The organism is Methylobacterium sp. Gmos1 (assembly GCF_053764715.1).
This window is the reverse complement of the sequence record NZ_JBSNCC010000006.1, coordinates 67,028-86,636: the sequence shown is the minus strand read 5'-3', so window position 1 is coordinate 86,636 and position 19,609 is coordinate 67,028. Positions and strand designations below refer to the sequence as shown.

19 protein-coding genes are annotated in these 19,609 nt (G+C 72.6%); 8 read left to right on the top strand and 11 right to left on the bottom strand.

Annotated elements, in window-relative coordinates:
- Positions 1-69: 69 nt before the first annotated feature.
- The 5 genes from ACS5PV_RS14175 to ACS5PV_RS14155 all read right to left on the bottom strand — a co-directional run bounded on the left by ACS5PV_RS14175 (position 70) and on the right by ACS5PV_RS14155 (position 4,425).
- On the bottom strand, positions 70-507 hold the full coding sequence (locus tag ACS5PV_RS14175; protein WP_455395967.1) for a helix-turn-helix domain-containing protein: 438 nt from the start codon (positions 505-507) through the stop codon (positions 70-72).
- Positions 459-758, bottom strand: a complete 300-nt coding sequence (locus ACS5PV_RS14170) for a BrnT family toxin (RefSeq protein WP_455395966.1) — start codon at positions 756-758, stop codon at positions 459-461. Before ACS5PV_RS14170 ends, ACS5PV_RS14175 begins: the two co-directional genes overlap by 49 nt.
- Positions 759-947: 189 nt before the next feature.
- On the bottom strand, positions 948-2,330 hold the full coding sequence (locus ACS5PV_RS14165) for an MFS transporter (RefSeq protein WP_455395965.1): 1,383 nt from the start codon (positions 2,328-2,330) through the stop codon (positions 948-950).
- A 210-nt stretch (positions 2,331-2,540) separates the two neighbouring features.
- Positions 2,541-3,398 (bottom strand): shikimate dehydrogenase, encoded by an 858-nt coding sequence (locus ACS5PV_RS14160; protein ID WP_455395964.1) that lies wholly within the window; start codon positions 3,396-3,398, stop codon positions 2,541-2,543.
- Positions 3,399-3,516: 118 nt separating this feature from the next.
- Entirely contained in the window at positions 3,517-4,425 is a 909-nt protein-coding gene (locus tag ACS5PV_RS14155) for a LysR family transcriptional regulator (protein WP_455395963.1), read from the bottom strand.
- A 143-nt stretch (positions 4,426-4,568) separates the two neighbouring features.
- Here ACS5PV_RS14155 and ACS5PV_RS14150 point away from each other — a divergent pair, with 143 nt between their 5' ends.
- The 3 genes from ACS5PV_RS14150 (at position 4,569) to ACS5PV_RS14140 (ending at position 8,634) form a co-directional block, all read left to right on the top strand.
- A complete protein-coding gene (locus ACS5PV_RS14150; protein ID WP_455395962.1) occupies positions 4,569-5,795 on the top strand; it encodes a glycosyltransferase in 1,227 nt (408 codons plus the stop codon).
- 164 nt (positions 5,796-5,959) lie between these two features.
- The gene (locus tag ACS5PV_RS14145; RefSeq protein ID WP_455395961.1) at positions 5,960-7,351 is read left to right on the top strand and encodes an HD-GYP domain-containing protein; all 1,392 of its coding nucleotides are present in this window, start codon (positions 5,960-5,962) and stop codon (positions 7,349-7,351) included.
- Between the two features lie 119 nt (positions 7,352-7,470).
- A complete protein-coding gene (locus tag ACS5PV_RS14140; RefSeq protein ID WP_455395960.1) occupies positions 7,471-8,634 on the top strand; it encodes a dimethylmenaquinone methyltransferase in 1,164 nt (387 codons plus the stop codon).
- Between the two features lie 119 nt (positions 8,635-8,753).
- Here the strand turns inward: ACS5PV_RS14140 and ACS5PV_RS14135 are convergent, their stop codons facing one another.
- The 3 genes from ACS5PV_RS14135 to ACS5PV_RS14125 form a co-directional block, all read right to left on the bottom strand.
- Entirely contained in the window at positions 8,754-8,969 is a 216-nt protein-coding gene (locus ACS5PV_RS14135; protein WP_455395959.1) for a hypothetical protein, read from the bottom strand.
- 313 nt (positions 8,970-9,282) lie between these two features.
- A complete protein-coding gene (locus ACS5PV_RS14130) occupies positions 9,283-10,323 on the bottom strand; it encodes a helix-turn-helix domain-containing protein (RefSeq protein WP_455395958.1) in 1,041 nt (346 codons plus the stop codon).
- 226 nt (positions 10,324-10,549) lie between these two features.
- The gene (locus ACS5PV_RS14125; RefSeq protein WP_455395957.1) at positions 10,550-11,242 is read right to left on the bottom strand and encodes a spermidine synthase; all 693 of its coding nucleotides are present in this window, start codon (positions 11,240-11,242) and stop codon (positions 10,550-10,552) included.
- A 194-nt stretch (positions 11,243-11,436) separates the two neighbouring features.
- Here ACS5PV_RS14125 and ACS5PV_RS14120 point away from each other — a divergent pair, with 194 nt between their 5' ends.
- From ACS5PV_RS14120 to ACS5PV_RS14105, 4 genes are all read left to right on the top strand, one after another.
- Complete coding sequence (locus tag ACS5PV_RS14120) at positions 11,437-11,640, top strand: hypothetical protein (protein WP_099955438.1); 204 nt, start codon at positions 11,437-11,439, stop codon at positions 11,638-11,640.
- Positions 11,641-12,033: 393 nt separating this feature from the next.
- Positions 12,034-12,237 carry a hypothetical protein gene (locus ACS5PV_RS14115; RefSeq protein WP_455395956.1) on the top strand — a complete coding sequence of 68 codons (204 nt, stop codon included), beginning with the start codon at positions 12,034-12,036 and terminating at the stop codon, positions 12,235-12,237.
- Between the two features lie 92 nt (positions 12,238-12,329).
- Complete coding sequence (locus tag ACS5PV_RS14110; protein ID WP_455395955.1) at positions 12,330-13,166, top strand: alpha/beta fold hydrolase; 837 nt, start codon at positions 12,330-12,332, stop codon at positions 13,164-13,166.
- A 26-nt stretch (positions 13,167-13,192) separates the two neighbouring features.
- Positions 13,193-13,591, top strand: a complete 399-nt coding sequence (locus ACS5PV_RS14105) for a nuclear transport factor 2 family protein (protein WP_455395954.1) — start codon at positions 13,193-13,195, stop codon at positions 13,589-13,591.
- Between the two features lie 224 nt (positions 13,592-13,815).
- Here the strand turns inward: ACS5PV_RS14105 and ACS5PV_RS14100 are convergent, their stop codons facing one another.
- From ACS5PV_RS14100 to ACS5PV_RS14090, 3 genes are all read right to left on the bottom strand, one after another.
- Positions 13,816-15,264: a dipeptidase gene (locus tag ACS5PV_RS14100; protein ID WP_455395953.1), complete on the bottom strand. Its 1,449-nt coding sequence runs from the start codon at positions 15,262-15,264 to the stop codon at positions 13,816-13,818.
- 3 nt (positions 15,265-15,267) lie between these two features.
- A complete protein-coding gene (locus tag ACS5PV_RS14095; RefSeq protein WP_455395952.1) occupies positions 15,268-15,582 on the bottom strand; it encodes a hypothetical protein in 315 nt (104 codons plus the stop codon).
- A 69-nt stretch (positions 15,583-15,651) separates the two neighbouring features.
- Positions 15,652-16,455 carry an acyltransferase family protein gene (locus ACS5PV_RS14090; protein ID WP_455395951.1) on the bottom strand — a complete coding sequence of 268 codons (804 nt, stop codon included), beginning with the start codon at positions 16,453-16,455 and terminating at the stop codon, positions 15,652-15,654.
- 259 nt (positions 16,456-16,714) lie between these two features.
- On the opposite strand from ACS5PV_RS14090, the gene ACS5PV_RS14085 reads away from it, so the two are divergent.
- Positions 16,715-19,576 carry a bifunctional diguanylate cyclase/phosphodiesterase gene (locus ACS5PV_RS14085; RefSeq protein WP_455395950.1) on the top strand — a complete coding sequence of 954 codons (2,862 nt, stop codon included), beginning with the start codon at positions 16,715-16,717 and terminating at the stop codon, positions 19,574-19,576.
- Positions 19,577-19,609 lie beyond the last annotated feature (33 nt).

The following is a 19,609-nucleotide window of genomic DNA, read 5'->3' as shown; positions in this document are numbered from 1 at the left end:
GGATGCACTGCCCGATGCCCTATCTCGCCGGCGAAATCCAGCTTGGCGGCCCCGGCCTCGCGGGGATCGTCAGCCGCGCGGCTTCGGGGACCGCGCCCCGGATCCGCCTGCCGAACCCTCCCGTGCGGTGGGGCGACGGGGCATCGTCGTCCGTCCCAGCTTCGGGAGCGCGACCCCGAGCGCGCGGAAGACGGCTTCCGGCTCGCGGTCCACGACGCGGAGCAGCGCCGCGGCGGCCGGGTCGGGCGGCTTGCGTCCCTGTTCCCAGTTGCGCAGCGTCGCCACCGGCACACCCAGGGCGCCCGCGAAGGCGCTCTGGGTCATGCCGAGCTTCGCCCGGATGGCCGTTACCGGCTGTAAGAGCCGGTAGCCTGTCGGCACCGCGTCCGGATCCTCGCCGTCCTCGATGGCGTGGCGCCGGATGTCCTCCTCCGTCGTTGCGTCGATCTTGGCGCGATCTATGCCGGCGGCAGTCGCGCGAAGGTCTTCAAGACTAACGCGTGCCATTCCCTGCGCTCCCTCCGGCTGGCCTTGCGAGCCGAGATGATCCGCCGCCCGGACGGGCGATCGGTGAACACGACCTGGAACATGTCCCCGTCCACCTCGCCGACCGCACTGACCCGCATCTCTCCGTAGGCCCGGCGCTGATCGTGCGTCTGCACGGTGAGCCCTTCGAACACGCGGGCGGCATGAGCGAAATCGAAGCCTCGCGCGGCGAGCGTCGCCTGGCTCTTCTCGTCGTCCCACTCGAAGAGCATGACGCTAGCCCCGCACGCGGGCCGAGCATAGACCTGACGCAGGCATACGCCTAGGGCGCATTCGCGATCATCGGAGAGGCGGCATGGGGCATCAGGCTCGCCACGCGAACGAAAACGGGCCGGGCGCTCTCCGCGCCCGGCCCGCGACCGTCATGGTAGCCGGCCCGGGTTTCCCGGGCCGGATCATCCTCACGCCATCGCCTCGTTGCGCAGGCGGTCGTAGTCCGACTTCGGCAGCGGCACCGCGCGGGGCTGGCCGAGATCCTTCATCGGGATGCGGTAGGTCTCCCGGGCGCTGAAGGCCGCGACCGCCGCCACCGCGGTAATCGCCAGCGCTATGGAGCCGATGGTGAGCGGGATGTTGGCCGAGCCGGGAGGCGCCACGGTGGCGAACAGGGCCGGGAGCATCGCCGTGATGGCGGTGCCGACGTTCTGCGAGATCGCCATCGCGGAGACCCGGGTGCGGGTCGGGAACAGCTCGGGGTAGAAGCTCGGGAAAACCGCGTTGTAGCCCTGGTAGACGATGCCCCACATCAGCAGCGACATCACGATCGCCAGCGGCACGTTGGCGATGCTGATGGCGTACAGGTAGCCGAAGGACAGCAGGCCCGAGCCCAGCGCACCGACGATGATCGGCGGGCGCCGGCCGATCTTGTCCGACAGGTTGCCGACGAACGGGATCACCACCACCGCCAGGATGTTGCCCAGCACCGGGATCCACAGGTAGACGTCCTTGTGGAAGCCGACGCCGTAGGCGGCCTGGACCGCGTAGGCCGCGCCGAAGATGGTGGTGACCACCGGGATCACGTTCATCAGCGCCATGCACACCACCCGCAGCATGTCGGGCCACGAGGTGGTGAAGGCCTCGACGATCGGCGCGCGGGCGACCTCGCCTTTCGTCTCCTCGGCGGCGAAGGCCGGAGTCTCGTCGACCTCCCGGCGGATGATGTAGCCGACGATGATCACGACGAAGCTGAGCAGGAACGGGATGCGCCAGCCCCAGGTGTTAAACGCCTCGGTCGGCATGTAGGCGGCAAGCGGCAGGAACACCGCGGCGGCGAGGATCTGGCCGGCCTGGACGCCCTGGAGGGTGAAGCTGGCGAAGAAGCCGCGGCGGCCGAACGGCGCGTGCTCCATGGTCATCGAGCTGGCGCCCGAGATCTCGCCGGCGACGGCGAAGCCCTGGATCAGCCGCAGGATGACGAGCAGGATCGGCGCGAGGATGCCGACCTGGCTGTAGGTGGGCAGGAGCCCGACCGCGATGGTCGAGAAGCCCATCAGGAACATGCACAGGACGAGCACCTGCTTGCGCCCGTGGGTGTCGCCCCAGTGGCCGAGCACGAAGGCGCCGATCGGCCGGCTGACGTAGCCGACGCCGTAGGTCGCGAGCGAGGCCACGATCGCCACCGTCGGGTTGTTCGACGGGAAGAACAGCTGCGGGAAGATCAGCGACGCCGCCGTCGCGTAGATGAAGAAGTCGTAGTATTCCAGCGCCGAGCCGATCCAGGCGCTCGCGGCGGCCTTCTTGGATTGCTGGCGGTCGTGGGCGTGATCGCCTTGTATCGCACTCATCGGGGGTTCCTCCACTGTTCGACGGGATCCGTGCCGCCTTCGGGATCCGGGCAGACTTGATCCGGATATCCTGGGGTAAGCTTGGTTTTTCTTCAGGGTTGCGACGTCAATGGCGTAAAGTAAAGATCAATCGAAACCGGTTGCGGCCATTCCATATTCGCCCCCGAAAAGCAAGGGCATGGCCTGGCTTGTGCGGGGGAGCGTCGCGCGTCAGGCGGCTAGCGGCGCCACCGCGCGGTCGAAGGCCCGCTCCATCGCGGAGGCCGGCGCCTCGCGCCCGGTGAATAGCGCGAAGGCGTCGAGGGCCTGGTGGATGGCGAGCTCGCGCCCGGTCATGGTGCGGGCGCCGATCCGGGCCGCCTCGGACAAGAGCGGCGTCCAGAGCGGGGAATAGACCGCGTCCGCCACCCACATCTCCGGGCGGAGCAGACCGAGGGGGACCGGCGTGCCGCGGTCCGGCAGCATGCCGACCGGGGTGCCGTTGACGATCCCGCGGGCGCCCTCGACCGCCTCCTCGACGCTGCGGCAGACCCGCAGCCGCGCCCGCCCCTCGAGTGCGGCCGCCACCGAAGCGGCCTTGGCCGGGTCGGCGTCGACGAGGCGGACCTCGATGCCGGGAAAGCCCGCGAACGCCACCGCGACCGCCTTGCCAACGCCCCCGGCGCCGATCAGCGCCACCGGGCCGTCGGGCGCCGGCCCGAAGGCCTGCCGCAGGGCGCGGGCAAAGCCCGTCATGTCGGTGTTGTGGCCGGTGAGCCGGCCGGCCCGGACGACGATCGTGTTGACGGCCCCGACGGCACGCGCGCCGGGCGACAGGTCGTCGAGGAGCGGCAGCACCATCTCCTTGTACGGATACGTGACGTTGACGCCCGAGAACCCGATCGGGGCGAGCGACGCCAGCAGGCCCCGCAGCCGCGCGGCGTCGGCCCCGGGCACGTCGACGAGCTGGTAATGCGCCTGCAACCCGACCGCCTCGGCGGCGGCCTCATGCATCGCCGGCGAGGCGGAATGGGCGATCGGCGATCCGATCAGCCCGAGCAGGATGGGCCTGGCGTGTCCGTGAGCCATGGTGCGAGGCCCTTTCGTCTTCAGCGCCCGCCCGCGGCGAGCTCTCCCGTGGGCTGCACGATATCTCCACCTTGCCCCCGCCATGAGTACCAAGTTGCGCGCCGATCGTAACATCATGTTACGGCGGAAGGGCCACTTGGCCCGGCCGGGCCATCTCCTGGCGCAGGAAGCGCACGAAACTGCCGGCGAACATGCTGAGCGCGGTCCCGGCCTTCATGGCGATCCAGGTCTCGAAGGCCGGCGCCTCGTCGATCGGCAGCACCCGGATGCCCGGGAAGGCGTCGTACGCGATGGTGAACTGGTCGATCACCGCGATGCCGAGGCCCGCCCGCACCAGCGAGCACACCGTCGAGCCGAACCGGGCCCGGATCGTGATGCCGTAGGACAGGCCGCGCGCGCGGAAGATGTCGGACATGATCCGGCCGTAGGGATCGTTCGGGTCGATGCCGATGAGCGGGTGGCGGACGATCTCGTCGGCCGAGATCGAGGTGCGGGCGGCGAGCGGATGGTCGAGCGGCACGATGCAGAACAGGCCGCCGCGGGCGAGCGGCTCGAAGGTGAGCGCCGGGTGGTCGAAGCGGTAGCTCATCGCCACCACCTCGCCCTTGCCGAGCAGCAGGTAGTCGATCGCCTCCTCGAGCTTGAGGATGTTGATGTCGATGACGAGGTGGGGATAGGCCGCCCGCACGCGCTCGATCGCGCGGGGCACCATCACGTGCGAGATCGACGGCACCGAGCCGATCAGCAGCTCCTGGCCCGATCCGCCCTGCGTCCGCTCGAGCACGAAGCGCAGGTCCTCGACCTTGTCGAACACCGCGTTGATCTGCTCGAAGACGTGGCGCGCCTGCTCGGAGGGCACCAGCCGCCCGGCTCGCCGGTCGAACAGGCGGATGCCGAGCGAGGTCTCGGTGTACTTCATCAGCCGGCTGATGCCCGGCGCCGAGACGTTGAGGAGCCGGGCCGCGCCCGCGATGGTCCCGGCCACCATCACGGCGCGGGCGACCTCGATCTGGCGCAGGGTCAGCATCCGGTGTCCTCATGCGTGGTGCGGCATCGCCCCAGATGGGCGGAAAGGCCGGCTGGAAGCAATCCGGGCGTGTTCCGCGGCGGTCGGGGTCGGTGCTACACACGGGATCGCACGATCCGCCCGAGGACCGGCCCCGAGACCCGATGCGCGTCCTCTTCGTCCACCAGAACTTCCCCGGCCAGTACCGCCACGTCGCCCCGGCGCTGGCCGCCCGGCCCGGCACCGAGGTCGTGGCGCTCGGCATCAACCCCGCCCCCGTCCTGCCGGGGGTGCGCCACGTCCGCTACGCGGTCGCGGGCCGCTCCACCCCGGGCATCCACCCGCTGGCGGCGAGCTTCGAGACCGCGACCCTGCGGGCCGAGGCGGCGGCGCGGGCGGGCCTGGCGCTGAAGGCCGAGGGTTTCTGCCCCGACGTGATCTGCGGCCATTCCGGCTGGGGCGAGACGCTGTTCCTCAAGGACGTCTGGCCGCGGGCCCGGCTCCTGACCTTCGCGGAGTTCTTCTACAGCGCGACCGGCGCCGATTCCGGCTTCGATCCGGAATTCCCGAGTCCCGAGGGCGACGCCTTCCGGACGCGGGCCCGCAACGCCGGGCAGCTCCTCGCGTTCGAGGCCTCCGACCGGCTCGTCAGCCCCACCGCCTGGCAGGCGAGCCGGATCCCGGCCGTCTTCCGCGACCGGCTCAGCGTCATCCACGACGGCATCGACACCGATCTCCTGCGGCCCGATCCGCGGGTCCGCATCACGCTCGGCCGCGGCCGGCTGCCGCTCGGCGCGGCCGACGAGGTCGTCACCTTCGTCAACCGCAACCTCGAACCCTACCGCGGCTACCACAGCTTCATGCGGGCGCTGCCCGAGATCCTGCGCCGGCGCCCGAAGGCCCGGGCGGTGATCGTCGGCGGCAGCGACACCAGCTACGGCGCGAGGCCCTCCGCCGGCCGGACCTGGCGCGAGATCTACCTCGACGAGGTCAAGGCGGATCTCGATCTCTCCCGCGTCCACTTCGTCGGCAAGATCCCCTACCGCGACTACGTCGACCTGCTGCGGGTCTCCGCGGCCCACGTCTACCTGACCTACCCGTTCGTGCTGTCCTGGTCGATGCTGGAGGCGATGGCGCTGGGCGCTTGCGTCGTCGGCTCGGCGACGCCGCCGGTCGAGGAGGTGATCCGCCACCGCGAGAACGGGATCCTGGTCGATTTCTTCTCCAGGGAGGCGATCGCCGAGGCGGTGGTCGCGGCCCTGGCCGATCCCGGTTCTGTGGCCCCGTTGCGGGCGGCGGCCCGGGATACGGCGCTCGCCTACGACCTGAAGCGGGTCTGCCTGCCGGCGCACCTGCGCCTGATCGAGGCGGTCGCCGCCGGGGGCGGCTGAAGCGGCTGCTCCATGCAGGCCGGCGGCAGGGAGGGGCTGCAACCGGCATCTGCCCGAAAACCCGAATCGGCTGCACGCCAACGACTCGTGCGCTCAGCAAATCTTAGTGCGGAGGCGCTAACTCGTCCGGACGACGAGGGGAGGGGCCTTTGACGACGCCGAGCTTGCACACCGTCGCGGACGACCCGGCAGGGGATATCCCGATCGAGGGAATCCCGCTGTCCGAGCTGCTCGGCGCGCTGAGCCACGCCCTCGACCTCACTGAGGGCCAGCCGCCCGGTCACTGCGTCCGCGCCACCTGGATCGGCATGCAGGTCGGCCGGGAGATGGGCCTGGCCCCCGACCGGCTGTGGGAGCTCTACTACACGGTGATGCTGAAGGACCTCGGCTGCTCCAGCAACGCGGCGCGGATCTGCGAGCTGTACCTGTCCGACGACCTCGGCTTCAAGCGCGACTTCAAGACGGTGAGCGACAGCCTGCCCCAGGTGCTGGGCTTCGTCTTCTCGCATACCGGGCTCAAGGCGGGCCTGGCCGAACGCTTCCGGGCCGTGCTCAACATCCTCCAGAACGGCGGCGCGATCGTCGACGACCTGATCCAGACCCGCTGCCAGCGCGGGGCCGAGATCGCCGCGCGGCTGCGCTTCCCGCCCGTCGTGTGCGAGGCGATCCACGCCCTCGACGAGCACTGGAACGGCAAGGGCCGGCCCGACCGGCGTGCCGGCCCCGAGATCCCGCTCTACGCCCGCATCGCCCTCCTGTCGCAGGTCGTCGACGTCTTCCACACCAGCGCCGGGCCGGCGGCGGCGCTCGCCGAGGTGCGGGCCCGGGCCGGCACCTGGTTCGACCCCGATGCCGTCGCGGCCTTCGAGCGGGCGGCCGCGATGCCGGGCTTCTGGGAGACCCTGGCCTCGGAGACCGTGACGGATGCCGTCGCGGCGCTGGAGCCGGCACGGGCCGGCCTCGTCGTCGACGAGGATTACCTCGACGACATCGCCCGCGCCTTCGCCCAGGTGATCGACGCCAAGAGCCCGTTCACCTCCGGCCATTCCGAGCGGGTCGCGGCCTATGCCGACCGGATCGCGGCGGAACTCGGCTACGACGCGCAGGCCCGGCGCTGGCTGCGCCGGGCGGCGCTCCTGCACGACGTCGGCAAGCTCGGGGTCTCGAACGCGATCCTCGACAAGGCGGCCAAGCTCGACGAGGCGGAGTGGCGCGACATGCGCAACCACGCCCTCCTCTCCGAGACGATCCTCGCCCGCGTCGCCGCCTTCCACGCCATCGCGCAGATCGGCGGCGCCCATCACGAGCGCCTCGACGGCAAGGGCTATCCCCGCGGCCTCTCGGGCGAGGCCATCGCGCAAGAGACCCGGATCGTCTCGGTGGCGGACGTGTTCGACGCGCTCACCGCCAACCGCCCCTACCGCGCCGCGATGCCGATCGAGAAGGCGCTCGGCATCATGCGGGCGGATGTCGGCGCCGCCTTCGACCCGGCCTGCTTCGCGGCGCTGGAGCGGGTGGTCGCCGGGCTCGACAGCGACCTGTCGCGGGCGGCCTGACGGCGATTCGCGGCGCCGGGGGTTTCATACCGACGCGAGGGCCCTGCCGGGCCCTGCGCAAAGCCGCTATGCTGACCGGATCCACCCTCGACCCGAACCGACTTTTGGACCCTTATCCCGTGCGCCTGACCCAGATCACCCACCACGACCTCGACGGCTACGGCGCCGCGACCCTCGTCGCGGCCTATGCCGAGCCGGCCCGGATCGTGCACGTGCCGCGCTACGGCGATGTCGGTCCCGTGGTCGACGACGAGCTGAAGCGCCTGACCAAGACCAAGGCGGCGGAGATGGTGCTCATCACCGATCTCGGCATCGAGGAGCCGACGATCGCCTTCCTGCGCCGCTTCGCCGCCATGAACCGCAAGCGCGAACCCGAGGCCCAGCACCGGCTGGTGGTGCTCGACCACCACACCTCCTCGATCGACCAGATGCGCCGTCAGGGGCTGGAGCCGAAGGCCGATGCCGACAACCCGCGCCTGTCGCGGTTCGACCTCGGCGATCCCTCGGTCACCGTCCTCATCGACGAGGGATCGAGCGCGACGAAGATGGTCGCGACCCACCGCGCCCTGTTCGCCACGCGGGAGGCCGACCCCGCCCGGGCCGACGATCTCGCGCTGCTGGTCGCCTCGGTTGACGCCCTCGACCTCTGGCGCAAGGACGATCCCCGCTTCCCCGGCGGCTTCTCCCTCGACGAGATCTTCTGGGACAATGTCGGCACCCTGGTGCCGGTCGGGCACCCGGCGCACGACCCCTTCGTCGCCCGCCTGCTGCTGGAGGCGACCGCGCGCTTACGCGCCGGCGCCACCCCGGCCGAGCTGGAGCGGGCCGTGCCGGCGATCCGCGGCGCGATCGTAGACGAGCTGATGCGCGACGAGCCCGGCGACGACGCGAGCCTCACCACCCGCCAGCGGATGGCCCGGGCGCTCGCCCGCTCCGACGCGCTGTTCCACGCGCTGCCGGACGGCACGCTGCTGTCCTTCGCCCTCGATGCTGGCACCTTCCAGCGGGTCTCCGACCTGGTCATGGCGAGCGGGCGCGCCAAGCGGCTCGTCAACGTGCAGCGCGCCGGCACCCTGTCGTTCCGCTCGATCGACGGCACCGCCCTCGACGGCGCGCGCCTGTTCCGCGGCGGCGGCCACCAGGACGCCGCCGGCGGCAAGCTCCCGAGCGGCACCGCCTTCTCGCTCGCCGACGCGGTGGCGCAGGTCGAGCCGGTGCTGTGCCCGCCGAAGGGCGCGACCGCCGACAGCCCGTTCGCGGCCCTGAAGAACTGGAAGGGCTGAGCGCCAAGCAGCCTTGTGTGGGCAGGCCAGCGCTTCGTCCGCTTAGGTTCTTGTTGTGCCGCAGATTTCGCCGAACCGGCAACCGCTTCGGCGAAATCTGCTCAGTCCGCCAGGGGCGCTCAGGAACCCGGCCGCCCCTCGACGCACGATCCGCCGGCGTCCCGCTCCCGCGTCGCGTCGGGCCCTGCGGGCGTCGCGCCGCGGCCGAACGTCTGGGCCCAGGTCAGCGCGATGATCTCGGCGCCCGCGCCGCTCGCGTCCCGCGCCTGCCGGGCCGCGCGGCGGCGCCTGGCGCCGATCCAGCGCCGCACCAGGGGCTCGTCGCCGCGCCGCATGCCGGCGGGTCCCCGCCGCCGCCCGTTCCCTCGCCGCACCCGCCCTCTCCCAATCCGCATCGATGGGGCGGCATGTCGGGCGCGGACGGCGCCGGGACGACCGCGCTTCGTCCCAATTCCTTGCGCCGGCGTCCCATATCCTCGCGCCGGCGTCCGGCGCATCGGTGCCGGCGTCCGTCCGGGCTTGCCTTGCGCCTTCGAACGGACCCGTTCAAAGGTGCGGCGGCATCGTATGATCTCCGGTTGATCGCTTCAGGCGATCCTATCGGATCGCATTCGCGACGCGGAAACCGGCTTCGCTCGGATGCCCGGTTCAGGCGTCGAGCGTCATGACCCAGTCGTAGAAGCCGTCCCAGCCCCCGGCCGTCCCCTCCGGGAGGCTCTGCCGCTCCGGCGCCGCGCCGCGCGCCGCGGCCCTCACGTCGGCGGGGCTCACCGCGAACTCGGCGCGGAAGGCGGTGGTGAAGCTCGCCGGGCTGCCGTAGCCGTAGCGGTAGGCGATCTCGGAGACCCGCGCGGCCTGCCCGCCGCCCTCGGCGAGGTCGCGGTAGGCGCGGGCGAGCCGGCGGCGACGGATGTACTCGACCACGCCGCCCAGGGGCGCGAACAGGCGGTAGAGGGCGCTGCGCGAGACACCGAAGCGGCGGCAGATCTGCTCCACGCCGAGCTCGGGCGAGCCGATCTCGGCGTCGATGTGGCCGCGGATGGCGAGGAGGACCGGCATGCGCTCCGCGGCGCGCCCGCCGGCGCCGGCCTCGGTGGCCCTGCCGGCCGCGGCGGACAGGAGGCAGGCCGTGGCCTGCGCGGCGATCCGTGCCTCCGCGGGGGTGAAGTGCGGCACGTTCCGGCCGAGCGAGCGCAGGTGGTCGCCGACCAGCGCCCCGAACGGGTCGCCGGCGCGCAGGACCGTCCCGTGCGCCGCGCCGAGCCGGCTCCCGCCCTCCGGAAACAGGGCGCGCGGGATGATGACGGTGATGGCGCGGTAATCGGTCGAGCCCAGCGACAGGGCTTGCGCGAGGTCGAGCAGGGCAACGTCGCCGGGTTCGACCGGCGCCTCCTCCCCGGCGGCCTGGATCGTCGCCCACCCCTCCATCCGCAGCTGTGCCGCCACGTGGTCGACGCCCATGCGGGCGACGAGGCTGCGCGAGCGCTCGTTGCGCAGGCCGGAGGCCGCGGTCAGGCCGATGATCGCGTTGCCGAGGTGGTAGACCTCCGACCGGCCGCGGAAATCCGGGGTGTCCTCCTTGCGGATCTCGACGTCCCAGAACGGCGCCACGGCTTCGCGCCAGGCGGGGATGGTCCGCGGCCCGATGGTCGATCCTTCCAGGCGAAGGTTGGGGCCGCGCAGGGTCATGGCAGGCTCGTGGCGGGTGCGGCGCTCCGCCCCAGGTTCCGTCAGGCTCGCATGACGCTCGCGGCCGCGCAAACCGATTTGCCGCGGGAGATGGGCGTTCCGCCCGAATCCGGTGGGCGGGGGCCGCTAGAGCACTTCACGATCGCGCTGCAATCGCGAAGCTCTCCAGGTCCTTGTTTGGCCGCATACCTTCGACGAACCGGTATCCGTTTCGTCGGAAAATGCTCTAGCGCGGGCCCGCCCCCGCGCCGTCCACCCGCTCCCCGATCCACACCACGTGGCGCCTGCCGCTGCCGGCCGAGCGCACCTTGTGCTCCTCGACCGCGAAGCCGCCGCGCTGAAGGCGGGACTTGAACTTGCGGTCGGGGCTCTCCGACCACACGCCGAGCACGCCGCCCGGCCGCAGCGCCCGCCGGGCGCGGCCGAGACCGGCGACGTCGTAGAGCCGGTCGTTCGTGCGCTGGACCAGCCCTTCCGGCCCGTTGTCGACGTCGAGCAGGATGGCGTCGTAGCCGCCGGGCGTGTTGGCGATCAGGTGGTGGACGTCGGTCTCGTGCAGGGCCACCCGGGGATCGTCGAGGCTGCCGGCGAAGAGATGCGCGAGCGGACCCCGGGCCCAGGCGGCGACCGCCGGAACCAACTCGGCGACCTCGACCCTGGCGCCCGGCGCGAGCTCGGCCAGCGCCGCCCGCAGGGTGAAGCCCATGCCGAGCCCGCCGATCAGCACCCGCGGCGCCGGACGCCCGCGCAGGCGCGCGCAGGCGAGGCTGGCGAGCGCCCGCTCCGAGCCGCTGCGGCGGCTGTTCATCAGCTCGATCGAGTCGACCACGATCGCGAACTCGTCGCCCCGGCGCATCAGGCGCAGGGACGCGGTCTCGCCGGGGATGGCGCTGGTGTCGAGGTGAACCCAGGGGATCAAGAATCGCACTCCATCGGACCGCGCCGTGCCGTCAGGGCGGCGAAGATCCGGAAAGGCGCCGGCTATCGCACGCGCGGGGGTGGCGCGTCGAGGGCGGGATCGAGCGGGGCGGGATCGACCTGGGCAAGATCGACTTGGGATGGCGCGCGCGGGAGGTTTGTCCTGCGCCGGGGTTCCATGCCATAGTTCCGCGGATGAGCGACAACGAATTCTATCCCTTCACCATCGAGGTGGCCCCGCTGAGCAGCCCGAAAGGAAAATTCGGCTGGGCGATCCGCAAGCACGGCAAGCTGCTCGAGCGGTCGGACCGGCCGCACGACAGCGAGGAGCGGGCCTATGCCAGCGCCACCGCCGCCGTGGAGCGCGCCTTCCGCCCGGCCGACCCGCGCCGGCGCTAGAGCATCTTCCGACGAAGCGGAAACCGGTTCGTCGCAGAAAATGCGGTAAAGCCAAAGACATGGAGAGCTTCGCGATTGCAGTGCGATCGTGAAGTGCTCGAGCCAGCGCGACCGGGCCGGCCGGGATCCGCCCGGCGGGGGCGACACTCCGCTCTCCGCCCGGCCGCTGCTGCGACGATGACGGGACGCGGATAAGAATTCGCCTTGTCGGCGGCGACGAAACCGTTCATCGTCGAACGGTCGATCAGAGGCAGGACGTCCTGGATTGTCGGAGCGCGACCGCGCCCGCTCCGGTTCGTCCTTTCCGCGATGATCGCGAAATCTGTCCAGCGGCACCGATCGCGGGCAGATGCGCCTCCGGCGGGTCCGCCATCCCGCACGAGAGGATCGGCCATGGCCAAGATGTTCATCACCGGCTCGGCCCGCAGCCCGTCGAACGAGGAGTTCAAGGCGCGCGTCGCGCGGCTGGCGGAGATGCCGGCCCACACCGCCCCGCCCGCCTCGGCCCGGAAGAACAAGCCCGCCAAGCCGGCCTTCACGCCGACGCCGGCCGAGCCGGAGGCGGCCTCCGACGGCCCGGCCGAGGAGACGGACTGAGCGCCCGGCTTCCGCCCCACGCCGCCGCTCCGGTATGTTAGATCCTGCCCACCGGCCCGACCCGTGCCGGTCCCGCGGCAGGAGAATCCCCGATGAGCTTCGTGACCACCGGCGACGGCGTTCAGATCTTCTACAAGGACTGGGGACCGCGGCAGGCGCAGCCCATCGTGTTCCATCACGGCTGGCCGCTCTCCTCCGACGACTGGGACGCGCAGATGCTGTTCTTCGCGGCCCGCGGCTACCGGGTCGTGGCGCATGACCGGCGCGGCCACGGCCGCTCGTCGCAAACGCCGAGTGGGCACGACATGGACCATTACGCCGCGGATGCGGCGGCGGTCGTGCACCAGCTCGGCCTCATGAACGCGATCCACATCGGGCACTCGACCGGCGGCGGCGAGGTCGCCCGCTACGTCGCGCGCCACGGCGGGCCGCAGGGGCGCGTCGCCAAGGCGGTCCTCGTCAGCGCCGTGCCGCCCCTGATGCTCAGGACCGAGGCCAATCCCGGCGGCCTGCCGATCGAGGTCTTCGACGGGTTCCGCGCCGCGCTCGCCGCCAACCGGGCGCAGTTCTTCCTCGATGTGCCGAGCGGTCCGTTCTATGGCTTCAACCGGCCGGGCGCCCAGGGGTCCGAGGGCGTGATCCGCAACTGGTGGCGCCAGGGCATGATGGGCTCGGCCCTGGCGCATTACCACGGCATCAAGGCCTTCTCGGAGACCGACCAGACCGGCGACCTGCGGGGCATCGTGGTGCCGACCCTGGTGCTCCACGGCGAGGACGACCAGATCGTCCCGATCGACGCGGCCGGCCGCACATCCGTGACGCTCCTGCGCAACGGCACGCTCAAGACCTATCCGGGCTACAGCCACGGCATGCTGACGGTGAACGCCGAGACGCTGAACGCCGACCTCCTCGCCTTCGTAGAGGCCTGATCCCCGCGAGCGGAAGGACCAACGCCATGCCGGACACCACGGTGGCCCCTGCCGCGGGCGAGCCCGATTACGACCACCTGCTGCGCGCGAACCTGGCGCGCGTCTTCAACGAGCGCGATCCTGCCGGGAGGACCGCCGCCCTCGACGAGCTCTTCGTCGCCGAGCCGGTGATGTACGAGCCGACGGGCCTCGTCCGGGGCCGGGCGGCGATCTCCGAGGTGGCGGGCCGGCTCCTGGAGCAGTTCGGGCCGGCCTTCCGGTTCGTCCCGGAGGGCCGGGCCGTCGGCCATCACGGCCTCGGCACCCTGCGCTGGACGGCGGGCCCGGAGGGCGGCCCCGTCGCGGTGACCGGGACGGACGCCGCCGAGATCGTCGACGGGCGGATCGCGCGGCTCTGGGTGCTGCTCGACCCGCCGCCGCCGTAGCGGCCCCGACCGGTCATGGGGCCCGGTCATGGGCATGCGGGAGGCGACCCGGGCCGGCACCCGCCGGCCCGAGCGCCTGGCCGAGAACGCGGCCGCCGCCGACCACGTCCTCGGGCCTTCGGATGTCGCCGCCCTCGACGCGCTGTTCGCCCCGGGTGCGGCGGCCGGCGCGCGACGCCCCGGCCGGGAGGCCGGCATCGAGAGCGCCGCCGGGCAGGGGATCGTCACGCCGGCAGGCACGCCCGGGCGACCCGGAGGTAGTTGCCGCCGAGGATGCCGGCCGCCTCCTCCGGCGTGAACCGCCCGAGAAGGAGCGCGGCGAGGTCGGGCAGGGCCGTATAGTCCGGCAGGGCGCTGGGGCCGACGAGCCCCATCATGTCCGACCCGATCCCGACATGGCCGACGCCGACCACGTCCGCCATGCGGGCGATGCCGTCGGCCAGCGCCGGCAGGTCGGGAAACAGGCTCGTGGGCGGCCACAGGCCGATGACGCCGCCCGTTGCCGCGACGATCCGGGCGTGATCCGGCGTGATCCGGCGGGTGCGCGGCGTCGGCTTCGTCGTGAGCGAGGTGTGCGAGAGGACGAGGGGGTTGCCGGCCACCTCCGCCGCCCGGCGCACCAGGGCCTCGGTGCCGTGCGCCACGTCCACCACGATGCCGAGCGCCTCGCACCGACGGATCACCTCGACGCCGAAATCCGTCAGGCCGCCATGGACGGGCGGCTCGGTCTGGATGTCGCCGAGCGCATTCACCCGGTAATGCGTGAGCTGAAGGTGGCGCAGGGCGGCTTGGTGGAAGGCCCTCTCCAGGGGCGCCAGCTCGCTTTCGAGGAAGTCCGCCCCTTCCGCCGAGACGAGCACCGCCGGGGCCTCGGCGCGGGCGCCCGCCAGGTCGGTCGCGTTGCGCACGAGGCGTAGGCCCTGGTCGCGGACAAGGGCGTGCAGGCGGGCAAAGCCCCGCTCGGCGTAGGACCCGAGCTCGCCGGGTGCGGGCTCCCGGAACGCCCTGATCCGCCCCTCGGGCGTGACCCGGTGGGTCGGGCTGTCGGAGACGATGGCGAGGCAGGCAACCGCCAGCCCGCCGCGGCGCATCGGCTCGGCGAGCGGCGTGAAGGGCGCGTGCCCCTCCGCCTGGTCCACCCGCAGGATTCGGCCAGCATGGCTGTGGCAGTCGATCGTCGGCCGTGCGGCGAGGAAGGACGCCGCCTCGACGCGCTGGCGAGTGGTGTCCTCCCCGGCCGGGGGCGCCTGTGCGAAGGCCGTCACCGGCAGGCACAGCAGCGGGGCCGCCGTGACGAGGTGGCGGCGGGTCAGGCCGAGGCGCGGCGGGGCGCAGCCGAGCACCGCGCCGTCGAGCCGGTAGCGCCAGCCGCACGGATCGTCCCGTAGGCGCCGGAGCACCCCGCGCAAGGTGACCTCCCGGCCGTCGAGGGGGACCGGCGCGGCGGCCAGGATCTCGATGCAGGCCGCCGGATCACCCGGCAGGCAGCCGCGGCAGCAGACGGGCTCGGGGATGAGCAGGCAGTAGCGCGCCTCGGCCTCGTCTCCGGCCGTCACGGGCCAGCCGGCAATCGTGACGACGGCGCCGTCGTGCCGGTCGGCCGACCCGTCGAGAAGGCATGACCAGCGCAGGGTCACGGCCGGCCGGGCCGCGCTCGAATCATGGTGCGGCATCGCTCAGAGTACCCTTCTGACGGGAGGGAGACGACGCAGCGCCGAGGCGCCGGCCCAGCTCGCCGCGAGCGCGACGACGAACACGGTCGCACCCTTCACCGCCGCCCCGAGCGGCAGGCCGAGGAGGGCGACCTGCACCCAGGTCACGGCCGGGTAGTGCAGCAGGTAGATCGCGAAGGCGTTCGCCGACAGGCTGTCCCAGGCGCGGGAGCGGGCGTGAGTGAAGCGCAGGAACAGGGCCGGGAGCGCGAGGGCGGCGGCGGCGCAGAACACTGTCCGGGCCGCGCCCTCCAGTACGAGCGCGTCCCGCGCCGGCAACCGGCCCCCGGTGGCCGCCGCGGCGACGAGGGCGGCGCTCGCGGTGAGGGCGAGCCCGCCCCACGGCCGTCAGCGCCGGGCGAGCGCCCGGCCGAAATCCAGGATGCCCGGCATCCCACCGTTCCCGAGCGCGACGCCGGCGGCGAAATACGCGGCGTAGAGCCCGATGCGGCTGGCCTGGATCGCCACGGGCCCGATCCCGATCCAGCGCGCCGGGCCGACGGCGAGGAGCAGGGGCAGATAGGCGATGCCGGAGAGACCGAGGAGCAGGAGGAAGGCCCCGGCCGGCGCGACGGGCCGCCCCGGCTCCGGTCGGCCGCGGGCGAACGGGGTAAGGAGCAGCGCGGCGGCGGCATCGAAGGCCAGCAGGACGCCGATGAACCAGGGCGGCCCGCTCGGCCAGGGACCGGCCGTCACCGTCCGGACCCAGAACGCCGAAAAGCCCGCCGGGCCGCCGGCTTGCAGGAACGAGGGGTAGTAGGCGAGCGGCACCAGGGTCGTCACGGCGACGGCGAAGGGCAGGCCGAGGCGAAGCACCCGCCCGCGCAGGTAGGCCCCGGCCCCTTTCCGCGCCAGCCCGTCCCGGACGAACAGCCCCGACAGCAGAAACAGCAGCGGCATGAAGAAGGCGTCGTCGAGCCGCACCAGGACGTCGAACCCGACCCAGCGTTGCGCATCGACGATCGGTGCCGTCGACAGGTGGTAGTGGGCGCGGTCGACGTGCCCGAAGGTGCAGTAGGCGAGGACCGCGTGGTGCAGGACGACGAGCCCGACGAGGGCGCCCCGCAGCCGGTCGAGGGCGGTGAGGCGCGTCGCCGGCGCGAAGGGCGGAGCCGGGGACGCGGCCGGGCTTTGGCGGGGGAGGGGGTGCATTGCGGGACCCGGCGGCAGGACCGGACCCGTTCTACCCGGCGCGGGCGCAGCATTCCACCACCCGGACGGGCACGCCGCCGCGCGACCATATTAAACAGGAACTTACAAATTTAATCGAAATCCTGCATGGGAATAGGACAACATACCCACGCCTGTCTTCGACCATTGATCCTGATCTGTAGCGCTGCATTGGCAGTAATGATTGATCAATAACTCTACCGCAGGCTGCACGTCCGCGTCGCTGCCTTCACGGGATGCCATGTATCGTGCGTTCGTCTGCCTGACTGCCGAGCATACGGTCTGGGCGATTCCGCTCGCGGCGCTGGTCGCGTGGTTCTCCTGCCATACGGCGCTCCAGCTGCTCGGGCAGGCGCGCGTCGAGCGCGGCGGGCGCTCGCTCGGCTGGCTCCTCGGCGCCGGTTTCTCGGCCGGGGCTGGGACCTGGAGCACGCACTTCATCGCCATGCTCGGCTACGATCCGGGGGTGGGCGTCGGCTACGATCCGGCGGTGACGCTCGCCTCGCTCCTCGTCGGCGTGGCCGGCGCGCTCGCGGCGCTCGGCGTGCTGCGCCGAGCCCGAGGCACGGCCGGCCGGCTCGCGGCGGGCCTTCTTCTCAGCCTCGGCGTCGCGGCCATGCACACCACCGGCATGCGGGGCGTGCGCGTGCCGGGCACTTTCGCGTGGCATCCGGGCCCGGCCGTCGCGGCGCTGCTGGTCGGGTCCGCCCTGTCCTGCGCCGCCTTCCTGCTGCTCCGGCGCCAGCGCCGCAGCCTGATTCCCGCCGCGTCCCTGCTGGCCGGCGGGATCGTTCTGCTGCATCTCCTCGCCATGGCCGCCGCGGAGGTGGTGCCCGATCCCCGCGCCGGGGGCGGGGCCGACAGCCTGCCGCGGGCCGTGCTCGCCGCCGGCATCGCCGTGGTCACGTTCGCGGTGCTCGCCTGCTCGGCCCTCGCGCTGGTCGCCGACCGCCTGCGGCGGATGAACGGCGTGCTCAGCGGGCAGAAGGCGGCCCTGCTCGCCAGCGAGGAGCGCCTGCGGGCGCTCACGGATGCGCTGCCGCAGATGGTCTGGCTCGTGCGCGACGACGGCACGACCCTGTACTGCAACCGGCCCTTCCGGGCGTTCTTCGGCCCGCGCGCCACCTCCCAGGCCATGCGCGTCGACGCCCAGCACCCGGACGACCGCGCCGCGACCGCCGCGGCGTGGCAGCAGGCGCGGGCGGAGCGGCGGACCTTCGCCCAGGAGTTGCGCTGGCGCGACCCCGCGGGCGCGTATCGCTGGCACGCGATCGTCATCGTGCCGACCCTCCAGCAGGGGGGCGTCGTCGAGTGGATCGGCACGGCGCTCGACATCGACGACATGGTGCGCGCCCGGAAGGCCCTGCAGGCGAGCGAGGAGCGCCTGGCGCTGGCGCTCGACGCGAGCAGCGACGGCCTGTGGGATTGCGACCTCGCCACCGGTGCGGCCTGGACCTCGGACCGTTGGTGGCACATGCTCGGCTACGCGCCGGGCGAGCTGCCGTCCCACGGCCGCACGTGGCGCGCGCTCCTCCACCCCGACGACCGGGCCGAGGCCCTGGAAAAGCTCGGGGCGCATCTCGCGGGGGAGACGCCGGTCTTCGAGTGCGAGCACCGGCTGCGGCGCAAGGACGGCAGCTGGGGCTGGTTCCTCACCCGCTCGAAGGTCGTCGCCCGCGGGGCGGACGGGCGGGCGAGCCGGATCGTCGGCACCCATGTCGACATCGGCGTGCGCAAGGAGGCCGAGAGCCGGATCGCCCACATGGCGGCCCACGACGCCCTCACCGACCTGCCCAACCGTGTCCTGTTCCGCGAGCGGCTGCGGCGGCGGCTGTCGGGGATCGGGCGCGGCGAGGGCGCCTGCGCGGTCCTGTGCGTCGATCTCGACCGGTTCAAGGAGGTCAACGACGCGCTGGGTCACCTCGCCGGCGACGCGCTCCTGCGCGAGGTCTCGCAGCGCCTGCGGGCCGGCCTCGCGGGGCAGGACATCGCGGCGCGCCTCGGCGGCGACGAGTTCGCGGTGCTCGTCGCCGCGGTCGACGGCCCAGGCGACGCGATGGCGCGGGCGCAGGCGCTCATCCGCGAGATCGGCCGGCCGATCCGGCTCGGCGAGCAGTCGGTCGAGATCGGCGCCAGCATCGGCATCGCCGTCGCGCCGGCGGACGGGACCGACGAGGAGACCCTCCTGCGGCGCGCCGACCTCGCCCTCTACAAGGCGAAGGCGGAGGGGCGGAACGCGGCCCGCGCCTTCGACCCGGCGATGGACCTGGCGCGCGCGGAGCGGCGCCAGCGCGAGAGCGACCTGCGCCGGGCGATCGCGCGCGACGAACTGGTGCTTCACTACCAGCCGCAGGTGCGGCCCGGGCCCGCAAGCCCCCTCGACGGGGCATCGTTCGGGGGGCAGCTCGTCGGGTTCGAGGCGCTGGTGCGCTGGCAGCACCCGTCGCGCGGCCTGGTGCCGCCGGGCGCGTTCATCCCGCTCGCCGAGGAGACCGGCCTTGTCGTCGCCCTCGGCGAGTGGGTCCTGCGCGCGGCCTGCCGCGAGGCGGCGGCCTGGGCCCGCCCGCTCAAGGTCGCGGTCAACCTCTCGCCGCGCCAGTTCCAGCAGGTCGACCTGCCCGAGCGCGTCCTCGCCATCCTGACCGAGACCGGCCTGCCGCCGGACCGGCTCGAGATCGAGGTCACCGAGACGGTCATCATCAACGACATGGCCCGCGCGATGACGGTTCTACGCCGGCTGAAATCGTTCGGGATCCGGATCGCCATGGACGATTTCGGCACCGGCTACTCGTCGCTGGCGACGTTGCAGGCGTTTCCGTTCGACACGATCAAGATCGACCGCTCCTTCGTCAGCGGGCTCGAGCAGCGCCCGGCCGCCGCCGTGATCGTGCGCGCGGTGCTCGGCTTGGGGACCAGCCTCGGCATCCGGGTGGTGGCCGAGGGCGTCGAGACCGAGGCGCAGATGCGCGTCCTGATCGGCGAGGGCTGCGCGGAGATGCAGGGCTACCTGTTCGGCCGGCCGCAGCCCGCGGCGCAGCTCGCGGCGGCGATGGCGGGGGAGGGGGGCGCGGGCAGGGCGGGCCTGCTGGCGGCGACGGGCTGACGGACCGGCGCGAGGGCCCTGGCGGGCCCGGCA

Coding starts and splice junctions, on each gene's coding strand:
- ACS5PV_RS14175 (WP_455395967.1), bottom strand. CDS start 507: ATGGCACGCGTTAGTCTTGAAGACCTTCGCGCGACTGCCGCCGGCATA.
- ACS5PV_RS14170 (WP_455395966.1), bottom strand. CDS start 758: ATGCTCTTCGAGTGGGACGACGAGAAGAGCCAGGCGACGCTCGCCGCG.
- ACS5PV_RS14165 (WP_455395965.1), bottom strand. CDS start 2,330: ATGAGTGCGATACAAGGCGATCACGCCCACGACCGCCAGCAATCCAAG.
- ACS5PV_RS14160 (WP_455395964.1), bottom strand. CDS start 3,398: ATGGCTCACGGACACGCCAGGCCCATCCTGCTCGGGCTGATCGGATCG.
- ACS5PV_RS14155 (WP_455395963.1), bottom strand. CDS start 4,425: ATGCTGACCCTGCGCCAGATCGAGGTCGCCCGCGCCGTGATGGTGGCC.
- ACS5PV_RS14150 (WP_455395962.1), top strand. CDS start 4,569: ATGCGCGTCCTCTTCGTCCACCAGAACTTCCCCGGCCAGTACCGCCAC.
- ACS5PV_RS14135 (WP_455395959.1), bottom strand. CDS start 8,969: ATGCGGCGCGGCGACGAGCCCCTGGTGCGGCGCTGGATCGGCGCCAGG.
- ACS5PV_RS14130 (WP_455395958.1), bottom strand. CDS start 10,323: ATGACCCTGCGCGGCCCCAACCTTCGCCTGGAAGGATCGACCATCGGG.
- ACS5PV_RS14120 (WP_099955438.1), top strand. CDS start 11,437: ATGAGCGACAACGAATTCTATCCCTTCACCATCGAGGTGGCCCCGCTG.
- ACS5PV_RS14115 (WP_455395956.1), top strand. CDS start 12,034: ATGGCCAAGATGTTCATCACCGGCTCGGCCCGCAGCCCGTCGAACGAG.
- ACS5PV_RS14110 (WP_455395955.1), top strand. CDS start 12,330: ATGAGCTTCGTGACCACCGGCGACGGCGTTCAGATCTTCTACAAGGAC.
- ACS5PV_RS14105 (WP_455395954.1), top strand. CDS start 13,193: ATGCCGGACACCACGGTGGCCCCTGCCGCGGGCGAGCCCGATTACGAC.
- ACS5PV_RS14100 (WP_455395953.1), bottom strand. CDS start 15,264: ATGCCGCACCATGATTCGAGCGCGGCCCGGCCGGCCGTGACCCTGCGC.
- ACS5PV_RS14090 (WP_455395951.1), bottom strand. CDS start 16,455: ATGCACCCCCTCCCCCGCCAAAGCCCGGCCGCGTCCCCGGCTCCGCCC.
- ACS5PV_RS14085 (WP_455395950.1), top strand. CDS start 16,715: ATGTATCGTGCGTTCGTCTGCCTGACTGCCGAGCATACGGTCTGGGCG.